This is a genomic window from Pseudomonas bananamidigenes, assembly GCF_001679645.1.
Taxonomy (GTDB): Bacteria; Pseudomonadota; Gammaproteobacteria; order Pseudomonadales; family Pseudomonadaceae; genus Aquipseudomonas; species Aquipseudomonas bananamidigenes.
This window is the reverse complement of sequence record NZ_LRUN01000033.1, coordinates 26,247-42,503: the sequence shown is the minus strand read 5'-3', so window position 1 is coordinate 42,503 and position 16,257 is coordinate 26,247. Positions and strand designations below refer to the sequence as shown.

Here is a 16,257-nt window from a genome sequence, read left to right as displayed (position 1 = left end):
GTTTTCTACAGGCGAAAAAAAACCCGCCGTGGGCGGGTTTTATCTGAGAGAGGGATCGTTATCGGGCGTACATGCCCCACCAGAAGACGTGACCGAGGATGACAATCTGCTCTTCCTGCATGTCCTGGAAGCTGTAGTCCTCGTCCGGATGCTCGTCGCGATTGAAGCTGCGCAAGCGGATACCCGTGGGCAGGCGATAGAGCTGTTTCACCCGCAACTGACCGTTGTGGTTGATCGCGTAAAGGTCGCCATCGATGATGTCGCCAATCCCGCACTTGCCCGCGTTGACCCCGACGGTGGCGCCGTCACGCAGCACCGGCAACATGCTGTTGCCCCGTACGGTCACGCATTTGGCCTGGTCGAACTGCACACCGTTATGGCGCAGGCTGCGCTTGCCAAAGCGCAGGCTGGAGCGTTCGCTCTCTTCGATGACGAATCTTCCTGATCCAGCAGCCAATTCAACCTCGCGAAGAAAGGGCACCGACACTTCGTCGTCATCGACGGGCGTGTCATCGTCCCACAGGCTTATGTCCTTGAGTTCGGAATGCAACGGCTCGCGCCCGCCGCCAGCGACCGGGGCGACTTCCGCGCGCCCGCGCAACTGATCGGTGCTCACGGCGAAGTACTCGGCGATCTTCGAGATGTGTTTATCCGAAGGATCGACGATCTTCCCGCTGAGAATCCGCGAGAGAGTGGATTGAGGCACGCCGGTGCGACGGTGGAGCTCCGTGGGGGAGATCCCGTGCTGGTCGAGCAATGCTCTTAAGACGGTAGATACGTTGCGTTTTTGCATAACGCGCATAGTGCTTGAAGTTTTTCGCGAAGACAAATGCTGATTTGCATAAATCGTGCATAGTCGACCTTTTTGCGCCAGATCGATGTCACCGGGCCGCGATGCCTGCGTCCGGCAGACCGCCCATGGTAACCTTGCGCCCATCGCGGAAAAGCCCGGCCACGGCCTCGCTTTTACCCCACATCTTCCAACGAGTTACCTGACAATCCGATGAATAAAGCCGTCTCCGACCTGTCCTCCCACACTCCGATGATGCAGCAGTACTGGCGCCTGAAGAATCAGCACCCGGACCAGCTGATGTTCTACCGCATGGGCGACTTCTACGAGATCTTCTACGAAGACGCGAAGAAGGCGGCCAGATTGCTGGACATAACCCTGACCGCTCGGGGGCAGTCGGCGGGGCAGGCGATTCCGATGTGCGGGATTCCGTATCACGCGGCGGAAGGCTATCTGGCGAAACTGGTCAAGCTCGGCGAATCGGTAGTGATCTGCGAGCAGGTCGGCGACCCGGCCACCAGCAAGGGGCCGGTGGAGCGCCAGGTGGTGCGGATCATCACCCCGGGCACGGTCAGCGATGAGGCATTGCTCGATGAGCGTCGCGACAACCTGATCGCGGCGGTGCTGGGCGATGAGCGCCTGTTCGGCCTGGCGGTGCTGGACATCACCAGCGGCAACTTCACGGTGTCGGAGATCAAAGGCTGGGAGAACCTGTTGGCGGAGCTGGAGCGAGTCAATCCGGTGGAGCTGCTGATCCCGGATGACTGGCCGAAAGATCTGCCGGCGGAAAAACGCCGTGGCGTTCGTCGCCGTGCGCCGTGGGATTTCGAGCGCGACTCGGCGCTGAAAAGTCTTTGCCAGCAATTCTCGACCCAGGACCTGAAAGGCTTCGGCTGCGAAACCCTGACCCTGGCCATCGGCGCCGCCGGTTGCCTGCTGGCCTACGCCAAGGAAACCCAGCGCACCGCCCTGCCCCACTTGCGCAGCCTGCGCCATGAACGCCTGGATGACACCGTGGTGCTGGACGGCGCCAGCCGCCGCAACCTGGAACTCGATACCAACCTGGCCGGTGGCCGCGACAACACCCTGCAATCGGTGGTCGATCGCTGCCAGACCGCCATGGGCAGCCGCTTGCTGACGCGCTGGCTCAATCGCCCGTTGCGTGATCTGACCGTGCTGCTGGCGCGCCAGACTTCGATCCGTTGCCTGCTCGACGGTTACCGCTTCGAAAGACTGCAGCCGCAGCTCAAGGAAATCGGCGACATCGAGCGGATTCTGGCGCGGATCGGCCTGCGCAATGCCCGCCCTCGCGACCTCGCTCGTCTGCGTGACGCACTGGGCGCGCTGCCGGAACTGCAAGGAGCGATGACCGATCTGGAAGCGCCGCACCTGCAACGCCTGGCGACTACCACCAGCACTTATCCGGAACTGGCAGCGCTGTTGGAAAAAGCCATTATCGACAACCCGCCTGCGGTCATTCGTGACGGCGGCGTGCTGAAAACCGGTTACGACAGCGAACTCGACGAACTGCAATCGCTGAGCGAAAACGCCGGCCAATTCCTGATCGATCTGGAAGCCCGGGAAAAGGCCCGCACCGGTCTGGCCAACCTTAAAGTCGGCTACAACCGTATTCACGGCTACTTCATCGAATTGCCGAGCAAGCAGGCCGAATCGGCACCGGCAGATTACATCCGCCGTCAGACTCTCAAGGGCGCCGAGCGCTTCATCACTCCCGAGCTGAAAGAGTTCGAAGACAAGGCGCTGTCGGCCAAGAGCCGCGCCCTGGCTCGCGAAAAGATGCTTTACGAAGCGCTGCTGGAAGATTTGATCGACCAGTTGCCGCCGTTGCAGGACACCGCAGGAGCACTGGCTGAACTGGATGTGCTGAGCAACCTCGCCGAACGCGCACTGAATCTCGACCTGAATTGCCCGACCTTCGTCAACGAACCTTGCATGCGTATCACCCAGGGTCGTCACCCGGTGGTCGAGCAGGTGCTGACCACGCCGTTCGTGGCCAACGACCTGAACCTGGACGACAGCACCCGGATGCTGGTGATCACCGGCCCGAACATGGGCGGTAAATCCACCTATATGCGCCAGACTGCGTTGATTGTGCTGCTGGCTCACATCGGCAGCTTCGTGCCGGCAGCCAGTTGCGAGCTGTCGCTGGTAGACCGCATCTTCACCCGGATCGGCTCCAGCGATGACCTGGCGGGCGGCCGCTCGACCTTCATGGTGGAAATGAGCGAAACCGCCAATATCCTGCACAACGCCACCGAGCGCAGCCTGGTATTGATGGACGAGGTCGGCCGCGGCACCAGTACCTTCGACGGTCTGTCCCTGGCATGGGCGGCAGCCGAACGCCTGGCGCATTTGCGTGCCTATACTCTATTTGCAACGCACTATTTCGAACTGACCGTGTTGCCGGAAGCCGAGCCTGTGGTGGCCAACGTGCACCTCAACGCCACCGAGCACAACGAGCGAATCGTGTTCCTGCACCACGTTCTGCCTGGGCCGGCCAGCCAAAGCTACGGCCTGGCGGTGGCACAATTGGCCGGCGTACCGAACGCGGTCATCACCCGTGCCCGTGAACACTTGCGCCGCCTGGAAGATACCGCACTGCCCCATGAAGCGCCGAAACCGGCGGCCAAAGGCAAACCGGCGACGCCACAGCAGAGCGATATGTTCGCCAGTCTGCCGCACCCGGTACTGGACGAACTGGCCAAACTTGATCTGGATGACGTAACACCACGTCGCGCGCTCGAAATGCTATATGCACTGAAGAACCGGATATAAGCACTGAAGAAGCGGATATAACGCAAACGGCTTCAAGCTGTTAGAATCTCGCGCGGTTCGGGATGCTGCTGGCTATTAGCCTGGCCGGCAGACATCGCTCCCGAACCTGGCGACCCCAACCGTGAAGGGGCAACGCTGCCGCCGCCTGAGGAGAAAATTAGAAATGACCTTCGTCGTCACCGACAACTGCATCAAGTGCAAGTACACCGACTGCGTAGAAGTCTGTCCGGTGGACTGCTTTTACGAAGGCCCGAACTTCCTGGTGATTCACCCGGATGAATGCATCGACTGCGCCCTGTGCGAACCGGAATGCCCGGCCGTCGCGATTTTCTCCGAGGACGAGGTTCCGGAAGAAATGCAGGAATTCATCCAGCTGAACGTTGAATTGGCCGAAATCTGGCCGAACATCACCGAAAAGAAAGATTCGCTTCCGGACGCCGAAGAATGGGATGGGGTCAAAGGCAAGATCAAAGACCTCGAACGCTGATTACGCCCGCGTTCACGCAAAAGGCCCCACGAGGGCCTTTTTGCTTTTCTGCGTCTTGCTTTTCTACAGACAAAAAAAAGGGGCGGTTTGACCCGCCCACATTTTTTCCCTATTCCCTGTGTTCCTTTTCATCGTCCTGATGAATCGCGTCCTGCGATGTCCATTCCCCTCTTCCTTGAAGGGCGTGTCTATCCGTCGACACACCTCGAATACTAAAGAGTTCCCCGGCTCGAGCAACCGCCCCGTTCCGGTAAAACCTCGTGTCATAAGCATTTAACATCTAAAAATATTCATATTAATCAACATGTTAAAAGCGAACTTACAGATCAATGGATGTCCTCCGCAGTGTAAAAATAACGAACACTTACGAAAGAGTAAGCCAGGGCTTACACCGGGAGACTACAAACCCGAGAACAGATGACCGTCCGTCATGATCCGAAAAGCGTGTCAAAGCCAGGCAGCAAAAAGCCCCGAACGGATCGGGGCTTTTTGGGGGCGATCAGGCGAAACGCTTACTGAAACAGCGACTCGCTCGACAGGCCATTCTTCTCCAGGATCTCGCGCAGACGCTTGAGGCCTTCCACCTGGATCTGTCTGACCCGCTCCCGGGTCAAGCCGATCTCAAGGCCCACATCTTCCAGCGTGCTGCTCTCGTGACCGCGCAGGCCGAAGCGGCGGACCACCACCTCGCGTTGCTTGTCAGTCAGCTCCGAAAGCCATTGATCGATGCTCTGCGACAGATCGTCGTCCTGCAGCAGTTCGCAGGGATCGGTCGGACGTTCATCCGTGAGAGTGTCCAGCAGGGTTTTATCCGAATCCGGACCCAGCGAGACGTCGACCGAAGAAACCCGCTCGTTCAGGCCCAGCATGCGCTTGACCTCGCCCACCGGTTTTTCCAGCAGGTTGGCGATTTCTTCGGGTGAAGGTTCGTGATCGAGCTTTTGCGTCAGCTCCCGTGCGGCCCGCAGGTACACGTTGAGCTCCTTGACCACATGGATCGGCAGCCGGATGGTCCGGGTCTGATTCATGATCGCGCGCTCGATGGTCTGACGGATCCACCAAGTCGCGTAGGTCGAGAAGCGGAAGCCGCGCTCGGGATCGAACTTTTCCACCGCCCGGATCAGCCCGAGGTTGCCCTCTTCGATCAGATCCAGCAGCGACAGCCCCCGATTGACGTAACGCCGGGCGATCTTGACCACCAGCCGCAGGTTACTTTCGATCATGCGCTTGCGCCCGGCAGGATCGCCACTTTGCGACAGTCGCGCAAAATGAACTTCTTCCTCCGGAGAGAGCAGTGGGGAAAAGCCGATTTCGTTGAGGTACAGCTGCGTGGCATCGAGTGCCCGAGTGTAGTCGATGTATTTGTGTTGCTTGAGTGAAGCGGAGTGTTTGGATTTGGCACGAACGGAAGGTGGAGCAGCCCCTTCATCATTCGACATCGAATCCGAATCGATGGCGGTCTCCATCAGGAGAACCTCATCGTCGATGTCAAACTCCGGCACTTCTTTACTGAGAGCCATTGTTATAGTCCTTTGGTGAGTTCGACCCCAAGCTCAAGCGGCGCCTCTATCCTTGGCAACGCTGGAGCCTGTCCCCTCTACGCGACGGAACAGGCTGGTCTGCAAATCAACGTCTTGGCAGGAACTGCAGCGGATCTACAGGTTTACCTTGTCGGCGAATCTCAAAATGCAGTTTCACCCGGTCTGTACCCGTTGACCCCATTTCGGCAATTGTCTGTCCGACCTTGACCTGCTGCCCCTCCCGTACCAACAGCCGACGGTTGTGTCCGTAAGCACTGACGTAGGTTTCGCTGTGTTTGATGATGACCAATTCGCCGTAGCCCCTTAAGCCACTCCCGGCGTAAACCACCGTCCCATCAGACGCAGCTAAAACAGGCTGTCCCAAATCTCCGGCGATATCAATTCCTTTATTCAAACTACCGTTTGAAGAGAATTTACCAATCAGAATGCCATTAGATGGCCATCCCCAGCCGGTCGGGGCCGGGCCCGGAGGAGGCAATGGAGCCGGTGCCGGCTTGTTGGCGACGGACGGTACAACCGTCGTTGAAGCAGCCCCGGAACCCGTGGTTGTGGTGGTCGTCGTGCCATTCGCCTGGCGCCGGATTATCGTGGTTTTGCTGGACGAGGACGGTGCAGAACCGCTGTTGCTCACCACCGCTGTCGGCGTTGAACCCGGGCGGCCGTCGAAGCGAATTGTCTGACCCGGGTGGATCGTGTACGGCGTAGGAATGTTGTTCCGGGCAGCGAGGGCTTTGTAGTCCCAGCCGTAGCGAAACGCGATGGAAAACAGTGTGTCACCCGGACGGACTACATACTGTCCGGTCGTCACTGTAGGACGCTGGGCCACCGCGTTGTTGCGATCGACGACCCGCACGTTGTTCGATTTGGTGCTGGAGCAACCGACCAGCAAGGTGCTCAAGACAAGGCCAGTCACCAGGCGCTGAAAGCTCGTGTTACCCATACGCTGCGCAATGACTGTGAGACTCACCCGCCGCTCCCTTTGTGGTGGCTGAAAAAATGTGGATGGCCGGTTCCGGCCTGTAACGTCGCAAGTATAACGGGCGAATCCGGCTTTACCTTTAATGAAGCGTTATCGCCCGGCGCACACGTTTGCTCATGGATGATGAATTCCGTTTAAACAATCGGTGCCGCTGTAAGACAGGTGCACTCGCAAGGAATTCAGCGCCGAAAAACAAATGCTCAGGCCAGCGGCCCGTTGAGCAATGGCACGAAGCGCACCGCCCCGAGAACGTGTCGCGAGAAGCCGTTTTCTTCGCGCACGATCAACATCAACTGCTGAACCTCACCCGAGCCGACCGGAATGACCATTCGCCCGCCCGGTGCCAGCTGATCGAGCAGCGCCTGCGGCACATCGGTCGCCACGGCCGTCACGATGATGCCGTTATAAGGCGCCAGTGCCGGCCAGCCTTCCCAACCATCGCCCCAGCGAAACACCACGTTACGCAGGTTGAGTTCAACCAGCCTTTCCTTGGCCCGGTCCTGCAGCACCTTGATCCGCTCGACGGAGAACACCCGTTCGACCAGTTGCGACAACACCGCCGTCTGGTAACCGGAACCGGTACCGATCTCCAGCACCTTGTCCAGCGGACCCGCTTCGAGCAACAACTCGCTCATGCGCGCCACCATATAAGGCTGGGAGATGGTCTGGTTGTGGCCGATCGGCAGCGCGGTGTCTTCATAGGCACGGTGCGCCAGCGCTTCGTCGACGAAGAGATGGCGCGGCGTGCGGCGGATCACTTCCAGTACACTGGCGTTGGACAAGCCTTCTTCATAGAGACGCTGGATCAGGCGTTCACGGGTTCGCTGGGAGGTCATCCCGATACCGCTGCGCAACCGGTCGTCTTGTTCACGAGCCATCAGTCGAGCCCCTCCAGCCAGCCGTCGAGATTTCTGAACGCATCATTGAAGGTGCGATCGAGCATCAACGGAGTGATGGAAACGTAACCCTGCATCACTGCATGGAAATCGGTGCCCGGCCCGCCGTCCTCCGCATCCCCGGCGGCGGCAATCCAGTAACCGGCCTTGCCCCGGGGATCGACCACTTTCATCGGCGCCGCCGCACGGGCGCGGTGCCCGAGACGGGTCAATTGAATGCCGCGAATGTGATCGATCGGCAGATTGGGAATGTTCACGTTCAGCACCGTACGCGGTGGCAGATCGAGCCCCGCGTGGGCCTGGACCAGCTTGCGCGCAAAATGGGCGGCCGTGGGCAGATTGTCCATCTGCCGGGAAACCAGCGAGAAGGCGAACGATGGGCGTTCGAGAAAACGCCCCTCTAGGGCTGCCGCCACCGTTCCGGAATACAACACGTCGTCACCCAGGTTGGCGCCGAGGTTGATGCCCGAAACCACCATGTCCGGCTCGCGCTCCAACAGGCCGTTAAGCCCCAGATGCACGCAGTCGGTGGGCGTACCGTTGAGACTGATGAAGCCATTGTCCAGGTATTGCGCGTGCAGCGGACGATCCAGCGTCAGCGAACTGCTGGCACCGCTTTTGTCCTGTTCCGGGGCGATAACCACGCATTCGGTGTAATCCGCCAGCGCAGCATAAAGCGCGGCGAGACCGGGTGCGGTTACCCCATCATCGTTAGAAATCAGAATACGCATGGGCTGTCCGTCTGCCCCACCGGCACCAGATCAACGAGTTCGCGCACCAATACGGTCGCGAAGCATCCGGCCGGGAGGACGAATTCCAGTTGCAGAATGTCAGGCTCGGGATAATGCCACGTCAACCCGCCAATGGGCAGCCGCAGGATACGACGTTCGTGGCTCATACCGGCATTAATCAACCAATCGCGCAGATCCGCCTCGCGTGCGGCGATTGCCTGCTCCAGATCATGGACAGCACCGGCGGCCGGTGAGTCACCTTCGCCCCACTGGGGGCCGGTCGGATGCAGATCGAGAATCGCCAGCCGCGGGTCACTGCACTCGGCCTCACCTGCCGGGAAAAAGCTGCGGCTGTCGGTGAACGCCAGCAGATCGCCGACCTGGGCGCGCTGCCAGGTGCCATCGGCAACACGCGCCGCCAGCACCTGGTTGAACAGAAAACTGCGTGCGGCCGACAGCAGGCGCGAACGCACATTGCGCTGCTCCGGCAGAGCCTTGCGCGCCGCCCATGAACGGGCATCGACCACGTTGCCGCCATCATGACCGAAACGCTGAGCGCCGAAGTAGTTCGGAATACCTTGTTTGGCAATCAGTTGCAGACGCTCGTCGATGGTGACCTTGTCGCCATTGAATTGAGTCAGGCGCAAGGTAAAACCGTTGGCCGAATGCGCACCGCGCTGCAGCTTGCGCTTGTGACGGGTGGTCTTGAGGATCTTCAGCGTGTCGTTTTCCGCTGCCGACAGATCCGGATCGGCCTTGCCCGGCAGTTGCACGCTGAACCACTGGCGAGTCAGCGCCTGACGGTCTTTCAGGCCGGCATAGCTGACCGTGCGCAGCGGCACGCCGGCTGCCCTGGCGATACGTCGTGCGGCCTCTTCAGTGTTCAGGCCGCGCTTTTCCACCCAGATCCACAGATGCTCGCCATCCCCGCTGAACGGAATGTCGAGCACCTCATCGACCTGGAAATCTTCGGCGATGGCTTTCAGCACCGCGGTGCCGAGGGCGTCGCCATAGGCCCGCGGGCCGAGCAGTTGCAATTCGTTCATGCGCGCAGCAACAAGGCAACGGAATGCACGGCGATGCCTTCTTCGCGACCGACGAAGCCGAGCTTCTCGGTGGTGGTGGCTTTCACGTTCACTTGATCCAGTTCTACTTGCAGGTCCGCGGCGATCAGCGCGCGCATCGATTCGATATGTGGCGCCATTTTCGGGGCCTGGGCAACGATGGTGTTGTCGACGTTGCCGATTTTCCAGCCTTTGGCGTGGATCAGGCTGACCACATGGCGCAACAGTACACGGCTGTCGGCACCCTTGAATTGCGGGTCGGTGTCCGGGAAATGCTTGCCGATATCACCCAGCGCGGCCGCACCAAGCAAGGCATCGCTCAAGGCATGCAGCAGGACGTCACCGTCGGAGTGAGCGAGCAGCCCGAAGCCGTGTGCGATTCGCACGCCGCCCAGAGTAATGAAATCGCCTTCAGCGAAACGGTGCACATCATAGCCGTGGCCAATACGCATAAAAAAACGCCCCGAATTTTGTCAGGGCGTGATTCTACCTGCTTTGTCAGGCGTTAGGCGCGTAGAGCGCGTGCGTGATGCTGCAAGTGGTCGTCAATGAAGCTCGCGATGAAGAAATAGCTGTGGTCGTAGCCCGGTTGCAGGCGCAACGTCAGCGGATGTCCCGCCTGTTTTGCCGCTTGTTGCAGGGCTTCGGGCTTGAGCTGGGTGGCGAGAAAATCATCACGATCACCCTGATCGACCAGCAATGGCAGTTTCTCCTGCGCCTCCGCGATCAAGGCGCAGGCATCCCATTCGCGCCATTTCGACCGGTCTTCGCCCAGATAACGGGAGAATGCCTTCTGCCCCCACGGGCAGTCCATCGGGTTATTGATCGGCGAAAACGCCGACACCGACCGGTAGCGCCCCGGATTGCGCAATGCGCATACCAATGCACCGTGACCGCCCATGGAGTGACCGCTGATGCTGCGCTTGTCCGAGGCCGGGAAATGGGCCTCAACCAGTGACGGCAATTCCTGCACGACATAGTCATGCATCCGATAATGCCGCGACCACGGCTCCTGCGTGGCATTGACATAGAAACCGGCACCGAGGCCGAAATCCCATGCGCCATCCGGATCACCCGGTACCTCGGCGCCACGGGGACTGGTGTCCGGCGCCACGATGATCAACCCCAGTTCTGCGGCCATGCGCATGGCGCCGGCCTTCTGCATGAAGTTCTCGTCCGTGCAGGTCAGGCCCGACAACCAGTACAGCACTGGCAGCTTGCCGCCCTGCTCTGCCTGCGGCGGCAGGTACACGGCGAACACCATGTCGCAACCGAGCGCCTCGGAACGATGGCGATAGCGCTTGTGCCAGCCGCCGAAACTTTTCTGACAGGAGATGTTTTCCAGACTCATGTAGGACTCCTAGGCAACCACGGCTGCACATTGGCAGCCGTGGCATCGCGATTGATCAGAAATGAATGACGGTACGGATGCTCTTGCCTTCGTGCATCAGGTCAAAGGCCTTGTTGATGTCTTCCAGGCCCATGGTGTGGGTGATGAAAGTATCCAGCGGGATTTCGCCGCTCTGCGCCATGTCGACATAGCTTGGCAATTCGGTACGACCACGCACACCGCCAAACGCCGAACCGCGCCAGACACGACCGGTCACCAGCTGGAACGGACGGGTGGCGATTTCCTGGCCGGCACCGGCGACACCGATGATCACCGACTCACCCCAACCTTTATGGCAGCACTCAAGGGCTGCGCGCATCAGTTGCACATTGCCGATGCATTCGAAGGAGAAGTCGACGCCGCCATCGGTCATGTCGACGATCACTTCCTGGATCGGACGATCGAAATCTTTCGGATTTACACAGTCGGTAGCCCCCAGTTGCCGGGCGATTTCAAACTTGGCCGGGTTGATGTCGATGGCGATGATGCGCGAGGCCTTGGCCTTCACCGCACCAATCACCGCCGACAGACCGATGCCGCCGAGACCGAAGATCGCCACGGTGTCGCCCGGTTTGACCTTGGCGGTGTTGATCACTGCACCGATACCGGTGGTCACGCCGCAACCGAGCAGGCAGACCTTTTCCAGCGGTGCATCCTTGGAGATCTTCGCCACCGAGATTTCCGGCAATACGGTGTACTCGGAGAAGGTCGAAGTACCCATGTAGTGGAAAATCGTTTGACCCTTGTAGGAAAAACGCGAAGTGCCATCCGGCATCAGGCCCTTGCCTTGAGTGGCGCGAATGGCCTGACACAGGTTGGTCTTGCCCGACTTGCAGAATTTGCACTGGCCGCATTCCGGGGTGTACAGCGGAATCACGTGGTCGCCGACGGCGACCGAGGTCACGCCCTCGCCGATCGCTTCGACGATGGCGCCACCTTCATGGCCGAGGATCGACGGGAAGATACCTTCCGGGTCAGCACCGGACAGAGTGTAGGCGTCAGTGTGACAAACCCCGGAAGCCACCACGCGCAGCAACACTTCACCGGCCTTGGGCATGGCGACATCCACTTCTACGATTTCCAGCGGCTTTTTGGCCTCGAAGGCAACGGCGGCGCGGGACTTGATCATGCTGACTCTCCAGTGAATCCATTGAATAAAAACCAGACCGCCAGTGTAGTTCAGCGTCGAATGATGAATAATCCGGACAAAAGCAAAACATTATTGCCATACAGGGATAATCCCGATGTCCGAGAACCGTTGGGAAGGCATCGACGAGTTCGTCGCCGTTGCCGAATGCAGTCAGTTCACCGCCGCTGCCGAGCGCCTGGGCGTTTCTTCTTCACATGTCAGCCGTCAAATCGTGCGGCTGGAAGAGCGTTTGCAGACGCGCCTGCTGTACCGAAGCACCCGCAGAGTGACGCTGACGGAGGCCGGCCAGACCTTTCTGCAACATTGTCAGCGTCTGCAGGATGGTCGCGAAGAAGCGTTGCGCGCGGTCGGCGACCTGACCAGCGAACCCAAAGGCATGCTGCGCATGACCTGTGCCGTGGCGTATGGCGAGCGTTTTATCGTGCCGCTGGTGACCCGGTTCATGGGCAACTACCCACAACTGCGCATCGATATCGAGCTGACCAACCGGCAACTCGATCTGGTCCATGAAGGGCTGGATCTGGCGATCCGTCTCGGGCGTCTTCAGGACTCCCGACTGGTGGCGACCCGACTGGCACCACGACGCATGTATCTCTGCGCGTCGCCGTCCTACCTCGAACGGTACGGTCGGCCACACAGTTTGTCGGAACTGAGCCGACACAACTGCCTGATCGGCAGCTCGGATATCTGGCAGCTGGAGCAGAACGGGCGGGAATTTTCCCAGCGGGTACAGGGAAACTGGCGTTGCAACAGTGGGCAAGCGGTGCTGGATGCGGCGCTACAAGGCGTCGGCCTGTGTCAGTTGCCGGATTATTACGTGCTGGAGCATCTGCACAGCGGCGCGCTGATTTCGCTGCTGGAGGCGCATCAACCGCCAAATACGGCGGTGTGGGCGTTGTACCCGCAACAACGGCACTTGTCGCCGAAGGTGCGCAAGCTGGTGGATTTCCTCAAGGAAGGTCTGGCCGAACAGCCGGAGTACCGGATTTAACGACGGTTGGCCCAGCGCTGCCGCAACCATTCCAGGTCTTCCGGGCGGGTGACTTTCAGGTTATCCGCACGGCCCTCGATCAGACGCGGCGCCATGCCGGCCCACTCCATCGCCGAGGCTTCATCGGTGATGACCGCATCGGCGACCAGACTGTCCGCCAATGCGCGGTGCAGTGCGCCGAGGCGGAACATCTGCGGCGTGTAGGCCTGCCAGATCACGCTGCGGTCCACGGTTTCGACCACACGACCGTGCTTGTCGACCCGCTTCAGGGTGTCGCGCGCCGGCACGGCCAGCAAACCGCCGACCGGATCGTTTGCCAACTCGGCGAGCAACTTGTCCAGATCGTCACGGCTCAGATTGGGCCGTGCCGCGTCGTGCACCAGCACCCAATCCTCATCGTCGGCACCTTGCGCGTGCAAATGCAGCAAGGCGTTGAGCACCGAACCGGAACGCTCGACGCCGCCATCAACCCGTTGAATTCGCGGATCGCTGGCGCTGGCCAGGCTCGGCCAATAAGGATCATCGACAGCCAGACTGACCACCAGTCCCTTGAGGCTAGGGTGATCGAGGAAACAGCCGAGGCTGTGTTCGAGAATTGTGCGTCCGCCCAGTTGCAGATATTGCTTGGGACGGTCCGCGGCCATACGGGCACCGACGCCCGCGGCAGGAATCACGGCCCAGAAGGCCGGCAGGGAATCGATCATTGGGCCAACTGGTAAAGGGTTTCGCCGTCCTTGACCATGCCCAGTTCGTGACGAGCCCGCTCTTCAACGGTCTCCATGCCTTTCTTCAACTCGCTGACTTCAGCGTCCATCACCCGGTTGCGCTCCAGCAGGGCTTCGTTCTCGGCGTGCTGATCAGCGATCTGCTGATTCAGTTCGGCAACTTGCGCCAGACTGCCATTGCCCACCCACAGGCGGTACTGCAAACCGGCCAGCAGCAAGAGCAAGACGAGAAACAACCAGTAAGGACTGCGCATCGAATATCAGGTATCCAGTGAAAAAAGACAGCCACGCAAAAACTTTGAAGCATCTGATAGCACGAAGCCTGGAATATCCAGGCTTGTGCATATAAGGCATCAGATTAGTGGCAAATCCATCGCTGTCACGACTTTTCCGACACAATCCGGTGTCTTTTTACCATCTACAACTCAGCCGCGAAACTCGGAGCGACCGTTGTACTTGGCCTTGCCATTCAACTGCTCTTCGATACGCAGCAGTTGGTTGTACTTGGAAACGCGGTCGGAACGGCACAGCGAGCCGGTCTTGATCTGGCCAGCCGAAGTGCCCACAGCCAGATCGGCGATGGTCGAATCTTCGGTTTCGCCCGAACGGTGCGAGATCACGGCAGTGTAACCGGCAGCCTTGGCCATCTGGATGGCTTCCAGGGTTTCGGTCAGGGAGCCGATCTGGTTGAACTTGATCAGGATCGAGTTGGCGATCTTCTTGTCGATGCCTTCTTTCAGGATCCTGGTGTTGGTCACGAACAGGTCGTCGCCGACCAGCTGCACCTTGTCGCCGATCTTGTCGGTGAGGATCTTCCAGCCAGCCCAGTCGGACTCGTCCAGACCGTCTTCGATGGAGATGATCGGGAAGCGCTCAGTCAGACCTTTCAGGTAGTCGGCGAAACCTTCGGCGTCGAAGGACTTGCCTTCGCCGGACAGGTTGTACTTGCCGTCTTCGAAGAACTCGCTGGCGGCGCAGTCCAGGGCCAGGGTCACGTCGGTGCCCAGCTTGTAGCCAGCGTTGGCGACAGCTTCGGCGATGGCCGACAGGGCGTCTTCGTTGGACGACAGGTTAGGCGCGAAACCGCCTTCGTCACCCACAGCGGTGTTCAGGCCACGAGCTTTCAGAACAGCTTTCAGGTGATGGAAAATCTCGGTGCCCATGCGCAGACCTTCCGAGAAAGTCTTGGCGCCGACCGGCTGAACCATGAATTCCTGGATGTCGACGTTGTTGTCGGCATGTTCGCCACCGTTGATGATGTTCATCATCGGAACCGGCATCGAGTACACACCCGGGGTGCCGTTCAGGTTGGCGATGTGTGCGTACAGCGGCAGATCCTGATCCTGTGCAGCTGCCTTGGCCGCAGCCAGGGAAACGGCGAGGATGGCGTTGGCGCCCAGGTTCGCCTTGTTTTCGGTACCGTCGAGCTTGATCATCGCGTGATCCAGGGCTTTCTGGTCGCTTGGGTCGGTGCCCAGCAGCAGATCGCGGATCGGACCGTTGATGTTGGCTACCGCCTTGAGCACGCCCTTGCCCAGGTAACGGCTCTTGTCGCCATCACGCAGCTCGAGCGCTTCACGCGAGCCAGTGGATGCACCGGACGGCGCGCAGGCGCTGCCGATGATGCCGTTGTCGAGAAGCACGTCCGCTTCCACGGTGGGATTGCCACGGGAGTCGAGAACTTCACGACCTTTGATGTCGACGATTTTTGCCATTGTTGTAAACACTCCAAAGTTGACGAAAACGACGCAGCTAGAGGAAATCTTTTGACCGTCGGCAAGTGGTTTACAGCGGGCAGCTTGCAGACGACAACGCTCATGCCCGAGGGCATGAGCGACAAATCGTGCGGTACTTTACCGGAGAATTGAGGTTTACGCGGTTTCTACCGTCGGAAAACTCTTCACCAGTTCGTCCAGGGCTTTGAGCTGGGCCAGGAATGGCTCCAGTTTGTCCAGACGCAAGGCGCAAGGGCCGTCGCATTTGGCGTTGTCCGGATCCGGGTGTGCTTCGAGGAACAGACCCGCCAGCGACTGGCTCATGCCTGCCTTGGCCAGGTCGGTGACCTGGGCGCGACGACCGCCGGCGGAGTCGGAACGACCGCCAGGCATTTGCAGCGAATGAGTCACGTCGAAGAATACCGGGTACTCGAACTGCTTCATGATGCCGAAGCCGAGCATGTCGACCACGAGGTTGTTGTAGCCGAAGCTCGAACCCCGCTCGCAGAGGATCAACTGATCATTACCCGCTTCCACGCACTTGTTCAGGATGTGCTTCATTTCCTGAGGCGCGAGGAACTGGGCTTTCTTGATGTTGATCACCGCACCGGTTTTCGCCATCGCCACGACCAGATCGGTCTGGCGCGACAGGAAGGCCGGCAGCTGGATGATGTCGCAGACTTCAGCGACGACCGCGGCCTGGTCAGGCTCGTGGACGTCGGTGATGATCGGTACGCCGAAGGCTTGTTTGATGTCCTGGAAGATGCGCATGCCCTCTTCCAGGCCTGGACCGCGATAGGAGGTCACAGAAGAACGGTTGGCCTTGTCGAAACTGGCCTTGAACACGTAAGGGATACCGAGCTTCTCGGTGACCTTCACATACTCTTCGCAAACCTGCATGGCCATGTCACGGCTTTCCAGCACGTTCATGCCGCCGAACAGCACCATGGGTTTGTCGTTGGCAATCTCGATGTCGCCGACGCGGATGATCTTCTGTGCCAT

The 16,257-nt window shown here is 59.7% G+C and carries 16 protein-coding genes; 3 read left to right on the top strand and 13 right to left on the bottom strand.

Annotation, left to right across the window (positions count from 1 at the left end; genetic code table 11):
• Positions 1–58: 58 nt before the first annotated feature.
• Positions 59–793, bottom strand: a complete 735-nt coding sequence (locus BBF94_RS11835) for a LexA family transcriptional regulator (protein ID WP_065259215.1) — start codon at positions 791–793, stop codon at positions 59–61.
• 210 nt (positions 794–1,003) lie between these two features.
• Between BBF94_RS11835 and mutS the strand changes: the two genes are divergently transcribed.
• Complete coding sequence (gene mutS / locus BBF94_RS11830) at positions 1,004–3,586, top strand: DNA mismatch repair protein MutS (protein WP_065259214.1); 2,583 nt, start codon at positions 1,004–1,006, stop codon at positions 3,584–3,586.
• Between the two features lie 163 nt (positions 3,587–3,749).
• Positions 3,750–4,073, top strand: a complete 324-nt coding sequence (gene fdxA / locus BBF94_RS11825; RefSeq protein ID WP_007924025.1) for a ferredoxin FdxA — start codon at positions 3,750–3,752, stop codon at positions 4,071–4,073.
• A 512-nt stretch (positions 4,074–4,585) separates the two neighbouring features.
• Here the strand turns inward: fdxA and rpoS are convergent.
• The 8 genes from rpoS to BBF94_RS11785 form a co-directional block, all read right to left on the bottom strand.
• Positions 4,586–5,593 (bottom strand): RNA polymerase sigma factor RpoS, encoded by a 1,008-nt coding sequence (gene rpoS / locus BBF94_RS11820; RefSeq protein WP_065259213.1) that lies wholly within the window; start codon positions 5,591–5,593, stop codon positions 4,586–4,588.
• Positions 5,594–5,699: 106 nt separating this feature from the next.
• The gene (locus BBF94_RS27120; RefSeq protein ID WP_082302394.1) at positions 5,700–6,581 is read right to left on the bottom strand and encodes a peptidoglycan DD-metalloendopeptidase family protein; all 882 of its coding nucleotides are present in this window, start codon (positions 6,579–6,581) and stop codon (positions 5,700–5,702) included.
• Between the two features lie 212 nt (positions 6,582–6,793).
• A complete protein-coding gene (locus BBF94_RS11810) occupies positions 6,794–7,429 on the bottom strand; it encodes a protein-L-isoaspartate(D-aspartate) O-methyltransferase (RefSeq protein WP_176704451.1) in 636 nt (211 codons plus the stop codon).
• Positions 7,430–7,470: 41 nt separating this feature from the next.
• Positions 7,471–8,220 (bottom strand): 5'/3'-nucleotidase SurE, encoded by a 750-nt coding sequence (gene surE / locus BBF94_RS11805; RefSeq protein ID WP_065259210.1) that lies wholly within the window; start codon positions 8,218–8,220, stop codon positions 7,471–7,473.
• Positions 8,208–9,266 carry a tRNA pseudouridine(13) synthase TruD gene (truD, locus tag BBF94_RS11800; protein ID WP_065259209.1) on the bottom strand — a complete coding sequence of 353 codons (1,059 nt, stop codon included), beginning with the start codon at positions 9,264–9,266 and terminating at the stop codon, positions 8,208–8,210. The genes surE and truD overlap by 13 nt, the downstream gene beginning before the upstream one ends.
• On the bottom strand, positions 9,263–9,736 hold the full coding sequence (gene ispF / locus BBF94_RS11795) for a 2-C-methyl-D-erythritol 2,4-cyclodiphosphate synthase (protein ID WP_042606995.1): 474 nt from the start codon (positions 9,734–9,736) through the stop codon (positions 9,263–9,265). The genes truD and ispF overlap by 4 nt, the downstream gene beginning before the upstream one ends.
• A 53-nt stretch (positions 9,737–9,789) precedes the next feature.
• Positions 9,790–10,635, bottom strand: a complete 846-nt coding sequence (fghA, locus tag BBF94_RS11790; protein ID WP_065259208.1) for an S-formylglutathione hydrolase — start codon at positions 10,633–10,635, stop codon at positions 9,790–9,792.
• A 55-nt stretch (positions 10,636–10,690) separates the two neighbouring features.
• Entirely contained in the window at positions 10,691–11,803 is a 1,113-nt protein-coding gene (locus BBF94_RS11785; RefSeq protein WP_065259207.1) for an S-(hydroxymethyl)glutathione dehydrogenase/class III alcohol dehydrogenase, read from the bottom strand.
• 115 nt (positions 11,804–11,918) lie between these two features.
• Here BBF94_RS11785 and BBF94_RS11780 point away from each other — a divergent pair, with 115 nt between their 5' ends.
• Complete coding sequence (locus tag BBF94_RS11780; protein WP_065259206.1) at positions 11,919–12,815, top strand: LysR substrate-binding domain-containing protein; 897 nt, start codon at positions 11,919–11,921, stop codon at positions 12,813–12,815.
• Here BBF94_RS11780 and ispD read toward each other — a convergent pair.
• From ispD to kdsA, 4 genes are all read right to left on the bottom strand, one after another.
• A complete protein-coding gene (gene ispD / locus BBF94_RS11775) occupies positions 12,812–13,519 on the bottom strand; it encodes a 2-C-methyl-D-erythritol 4-phosphate cytidylyltransferase (RefSeq protein ID WP_065259205.1) in 708 nt (235 codons plus the stop codon). The genes BBF94_RS11780 and ispD overlap by 4 nt on opposite strands.
• Positions 13,516–13,794 (bottom strand): cell division protein FtsB, encoded by a 279-nt coding sequence (ftsB, locus tag BBF94_RS11770; protein WP_003222158.1) that lies wholly within the window; start codon positions 13,792–13,794, stop codon positions 13,516–13,518. The genes ispD and ftsB overlap by 4 nt, the downstream gene beginning before the upstream one ends.
• Positions 13,795–13,965: 171 nt before the next feature.
• On the bottom strand, positions 13,966–15,255 hold the full coding sequence (gene eno, locus BBF94_RS11765; protein ID WP_065259204.1) for a phosphopyruvate hydratase: 1,290 nt from the start codon (positions 15,253–15,255) through the stop codon (positions 13,966–13,968).
• Positions 15,256–15,411: 156 nt separating this feature from the next.
• Positions 15,412–16,257 (bottom strand): 3-deoxy-8-phosphooctulonate synthase, encoded by an 846-nt coding sequence (gene kdsA, locus BBF94_RS11760; RefSeq protein ID WP_065259203.1) that lies wholly within the window; start codon positions 16,255–16,257, stop codon positions 15,412–15,414.